This is a genomic window from Treponema sp., from assembly GCF_024696245.1.
GTDB lineage: Bacteria > Spirochaetota > Spirochaetia > Treponematales > Treponemataceae > Treponema_D.
On sequence record NZ_JAILGZ010000002.1, the window covers coordinates 1 to 5030 of the forward strand.

Annotated in this window: 6 protein-coding genes and 1 pseudogene; all 7 read left to right on the forward strand. The window is 35.6% G+C overall.

Annotated elements, in window-relative coordinates; genetic code table 11:
* Positions 1-599: calycin-like domain-containing protein (locus K6D58_RS00095; protein WP_296826291.1), on the forward strand; the 599-nt coding region annotated here is incomplete at its 5' end.
* 167 nt (positions 600-766) lie between these two features.
* Positions 767-1090, forward strand: a complete 324-nt coding sequence (locus tag K6D58_RS00100; RefSeq protein ID WP_296826293.1) for an ArsR/SmtB family transcription factor — start codon at positions 767-769, stop codon at positions 1088-1090.
* 4 nt (positions 1091-1094) lie between these two features.
* Positions 1095-1325, forward strand: a complete 231-nt coding sequence (locus K6D58_RS00105; protein WP_296826295.1) for a thioredoxin family protein — start codon at positions 1095-1097, stop codon at positions 1323-1325.
* A gap of 82 nt (positions 1326-1407) precedes the next feature.
* Positions 1408-2406, forward strand: coding sequence for a permease (locus K6D58_RS00110; protein WP_296826297.1), 999 nt, complete (start codon positions 1408-1410; stop codon positions 2404-2406).
* Between the two features lie 189 nt (positions 2407-2595).
* Positions 2596-2775 (forward strand): annotated as a pseudogene (locus K6D58_RS00115) (tyrosine-type recombinase/integrase); the annotation flags it as partial.
* Positions 2776-3005: 230 nt separating this feature from the next.
* Entirely contained in the window at positions 3006-4268 is a 1263-nt protein-coding gene (locus K6D58_RS00120; RefSeq protein ID WP_296826298.1) for a hypothetical protein, read from the forward strand.
* Positions 4269-4574: 306 nt separating this feature from the next.
* Positions 4575-4868 carry a helix-turn-helix domain-containing protein gene (locus K6D58_RS00125; protein ID WP_296826300.1) on the forward strand — a complete coding sequence of 98 codons (294 nt, stop codon included), beginning with the start codon at positions 4575-4577 and terminating at the stop codon, positions 4866-4868.
* Positions 4869-5030: the final 162 nt, after the last annotated feature.

Genomic DNA, 5030 nt, shown 5'->3' on the forward strand with positions numbered 1-5030 from the left:
GCAGTCACTCAGAAGATGGAGCAACCCTTGATTCAGCTGCTACAACTGTTACATTTACAACAGATGGAAAAGTTTACTTCTCTGTAACAGCAATGGCTTCTATGGCAGACCCTGCTGAACTTACATATTCATCTGATTCAACAGAAGTACCTGAAGAAGAGGAAGAAGAAGAATCTGAAAAAACAACAGACGAAACTCCATCAGAAGAAACAACAACAGAAACAGTTCTTACCCTTGCAGATTATGTTGCTGGAACTTACTCAGGAAGTGGAAGCTGTATTGTATTCGGAGTAACATCAGATTCAGTTGATTCTCAGACTATTACAAAAACAGCAGATGAAGTTGTTTCAATTACAATTCCAGAATTGACCGGTATGAAAACAATTCCTACTTTTGATATTCCTAATGTAACTGTAACATATGCAGATGGAGTTTATACTCTTAGTGGTGGTGATACATCAGTTTATGTTGAATCTGAAGGAAAGACTGTAACAATCAGCAGCCTTGAGGGTACAGTAACAGACGGCGTTCTCAGTCTTAAGATTGAATTCAAGTATGGATTAATGCCATTTAGCAGCACTTACACCTTCAGTTCATAATTAGTATTGTTATAAAGTTTTGAAAACAATTAAGCCGGTTTCTTTTAATGGGGACCGGCTTTTTTTATTTGTGAATGAGTCAGATATTATAAAATATACATATTGACACTTATCTATGTATTATATAATATCACATATAGATATATATCTATGTAAAGAGGTTCTTTGTGAAACTTGAAGAAGTTGCTGATATATGCAAATGCTTATCAGATGTAAATAGATTAAGGATTCTTGAAATGCTTACTCAGGGTCAGAAGTGTGCTTGTGAACTGTTAGAAGAATTGCAGGTTACTCAGCCCACACTTTCCCATCATATGAAAGTGTTAGGGGATTGTGGCCTGGTGAATTCTTATAAAGAAGGAAAATGGCAGCATTATTCAATTAACTGTCAGAAATTTTCTGAATATAAGGAATATCTCTCTTCTTTATCTTCTGCAAAGAAAAAAGTAAAAAATACTGCAGGAAAGTGTTGCTGTAAGAAAGGAGAATAAGGTTATGATTAACATTAAAGTTTTAGGTGGCGGATGCTGTAAATGCGAAACTTTGCTTGCTAATGTAAAAGAAGCTGTTGCCAGTAAAGGTATTGATGCCCAGATTGAATATGTTACTGATTTTGCAGTAATAGGAAGCTATGGCATTATGTCTACTCCTGCACTTGTTATCGATGAAAAAGTGGTCTCTGCTGGAAAAATCTTAAAAAGTAAAGAAATAGAAAAAATCTTATAGTTAAATTTAAGACGGCTAAAAAAAGACGGTTTTATTAAGAATATATACATCGATAACTGTCTATTTATAAAAAGGAGAATATATGTTCTGGAGTTTTATTCAAAACCAGCTGCTGGGTATGAAATGGCTTAAAGATCTGATTGGAAAAACACTGACTTTGGCAGGCCTTGATGTATCAGGAAAATTTGGAGCTGCAATACATTTTACTATTTATGATGTGATTAAGATATCTTTCTTTCTCTGTGGCCTGATATTTATAATAAGTTATATTCAAAGTTTTTTTCCTCCGGAAAGAAGTAAAAAGATTCTCGGAAGATTTCATGGAATAGGAGCAAACTTTATTGCAGCACTTCTTGGAACTGTAACACCTTTTTGCTCATGTTCATCCATTCCATTGTTTATGGGTTTTACTGCAGCCGGTCTGCCACTGGGGGTGACTTTTTCTTTTTTAATTTCTTCACCTATGGTAGATTTAGGCTCCCTTATACTTCTTGCAAGTACATTTGGAGTAAAGATTGCTGTGGTTTATGTGATACTGGGACTTGCAATTGCAGTTGCAGGGGGAACTTTAATTGAAAAGCTTCATCTTGAAAATCAGGTGGAAGATTTTATCAGAAATGTAAAAGCTGCAGATATTGAATTGGAAAAACCTTCATTAAAGGAGCGCTTAAAATTTGCAGGAAATAAAGTATGGGAAACTTATAAAAAGGTAATTCCATATATTATAATTGGTGTAGTTGTGGGAGCATTTATTCATAACTGGATACCAGAGAATGCCATTGCCAGTTTTCTTGGCAGCGGAAATCCATTTGGTGTAATTATGGCTGCAATTGCAGGAATACCTATGTATGCAGATATTTTTGGATGCATACCAATTGTAGAAGCGCTTTTAAAAAAAGGAGCAGGACTTGGAGTTGTACTGTCCTTTATGATGGCTGTAATAACGTTAAGTTTACCTTCCATGATTATGCTTAAGAAAGCAATTAAAGTAAAATTGCTGGCAGTATTTATTTCAATCTGTACCGGTGGAATCATCATTGCCGGATATCTTTTTAATCTGCTGGAACAGTATTTACTTTAACCTAAACAGCAGCGCAAGGGATTGTAGTACCTGCGAAGCAGTCCACCACAGGCTTGCCGAGGAGGATGGAGCTAAAGCGCAAGTACGGAAAGCCTGACCCGTAGAAAACCTTAGTTCTGTAATTCATGCAAAGAAAAATGTTCGTATTCCAGTTGTTTTTAGCCGTGAAGAAGTTTTAAAAACTAATTCAAAAATGCCAGCTGTCACACCTTTCCTCATTCCTTTGCCACACATCTGCTTGAAAACGGCTATGATATCCCTACCATTCAAGAGCTGCTGGGCCACAGTGATGTGAGTACGACAATGATTTATACACATGTATTGAACCGCGGGGCAGGTGGAGTAGTGAGCCCTTTTGACCGCCTGTGAGTTTATATGGACCCGTGTAAAACAAATGGCTAATGGTATAAATCAATGTTATAATTATATTTAACTTATTAACAGTCCAGCTTACACTGACACTTTTTGCAGTGGGAAAGGGGTACGGTGAATAGGGAGAATATTTGTTAGGCGGATGGGCCACTGGCCCACTTGTGTTACAAGAAAAAATCCCCAACATTTTTATCATTAAAAAAGCATAGAGTTAGGAGGATTTCATTATGAAAAGAAAATCTAATTTTTTGTTTTTCAGTTTAAGTTTATTGGGAATTTGCACAATCATTGGATGTTCATCACCTGATTCTGATAATAATTCTAACAGCAATAACAGTGATGATTTATTTGCTTCGCCAAAAACTGTAATTGAAAATCTTGATACAGAACTAACTTTTACAAATTCAACTCGAAGTGCCAGAACAGTTGTATCAGAAATTTACAACCAAAAAAATCCAGATAGCGCTGCTTCTAGACTTTCAGGAGAACTAAGCACAACACAGTGTATTTTGAAAATGACAAAGGCAGAAATTGCACAAGCAATCGGCGACTTAAAGTTTAATACAAAATTTGAACCTGGAAATGAAAATCCTGTTGTTGGCAGTTATGTTGTTGAAAAAGAACCTGCAATTAGCATTAGCCTTTCACACTTTGAAGTGAAGCATGAGGACGACTCTGATACTGCATATATTTATTCACGAGTTATCGTCGATCATCCTCAAGCAGGTAATTTACAATTTGATTCAGTTTTAAAATGCACTAAAAATTCCAAAGGAACTCTTGATACTGAGCTTTTAATGGTTGGAGGAGATGAAAAAGCCTATACAAAATTTACTTGCACGGCAAGTGAAAAGAAAAAAACAGAGTTAAAAACTTTTATGGACGGCTCTTTGAAAACTTGGGATGACATAAGCATTACCACAAACGGAATAAAAGGATACAAGTATAACAATGAAAATTTTGAAGGTACAAGTAAAAGTAAGGATAAAAAAGGATCTTTTTATGTAAGCAATAACGGATATTCTGTAACTTTTTATGATGAAAACCTAAAAGAAAGTGATGGAAGAGGTCAAACAACATTTATCTGCGAAAAGGAAACTGGCAGCGTCATAATGCAAAAATATTCAATCTCAGGTAGTACGGAAGAAACATGGAGCTATAATGTAAACTGGATAGAAGGCATTGATAACTGGGTAATTGTTGATAGTGAAGGAGATTCAGCAGAACTAAAAGAAACAGAGTCCTCTCCAATAAAATATAACATCAATAAATATCATGAGTCATATTATAATCAGGATATTTATATGATTACTGAAAACAATCTAGGAACCTTAGAATGCAAGGTTTCTTCTTCCATTCTCGACCAAATGAAAAATGCTATCAATGATTTTTCTTATCCTACAGAAACACCATTAACATATATAACTACAGAGGATTTTTCAACTGCATTAACTTCCATGTTAGATGAATGGTGTGGAACTTTGAACTAAAGTAAAGAATAATTCGTTAAAAAATGATATCGCCTAACAAAGGTTCGTAGCCAACAGCGGGTCGAGCCCGCTGCGGTACAACCAGTTGTTAGGTTGATGGCGCACTGCGCCACTTATTGTTAATAAGGTAAATCTTCCGACAGATTTTTCTCCAAATTGGAAATAAAATCTTAGGAGGATTTTATGAAACGTTCTTTTGTATTAGTCTTTGTATGTTTTCTATTTTTTTCTTGCAGAAGAAATTATCCGTGCAAAGAATTACAGAAAAGAATATCTAGCTAGACATCCGCAAAAGGAGGAAAAGAAATGACATTAACAGAAGCATTAAACGAACAGATGAAAGATGAATCTTTCAAAAAAGAATACGAGGCTCTTGCCCCAGAATATGAAATAATTTCCTCTTTGATTGATGCAAGAAAAGCATGTAATGTAACGCAGAAACAACTTGCAGAAACCACAGGAATTGCACAGTCAGATATAAGTAAAATAGAAAATGGTTCAGGAAATCCAACAATTAAATTACTTAAGCGTCTCGCAGATGGTCTTGGAATGAATTTAAAAGTGGAGTTTGTTCCAAAAACTCAAATGGTATTGGGTTAAGGCAACCTAACAAAGCTTCAAAGCCGACAAACCGGTCAAGCCGCTTTGCGGTTTAAGCAATTGATATGGTGAGCCAAAAGTCAATATGTAAAAAACAGGAAAGGAACAGTGTCCGGGCTTGTCCGGTTTGTCGGCTTTGAAGCTTTGTTAGGTTGCCTTAAC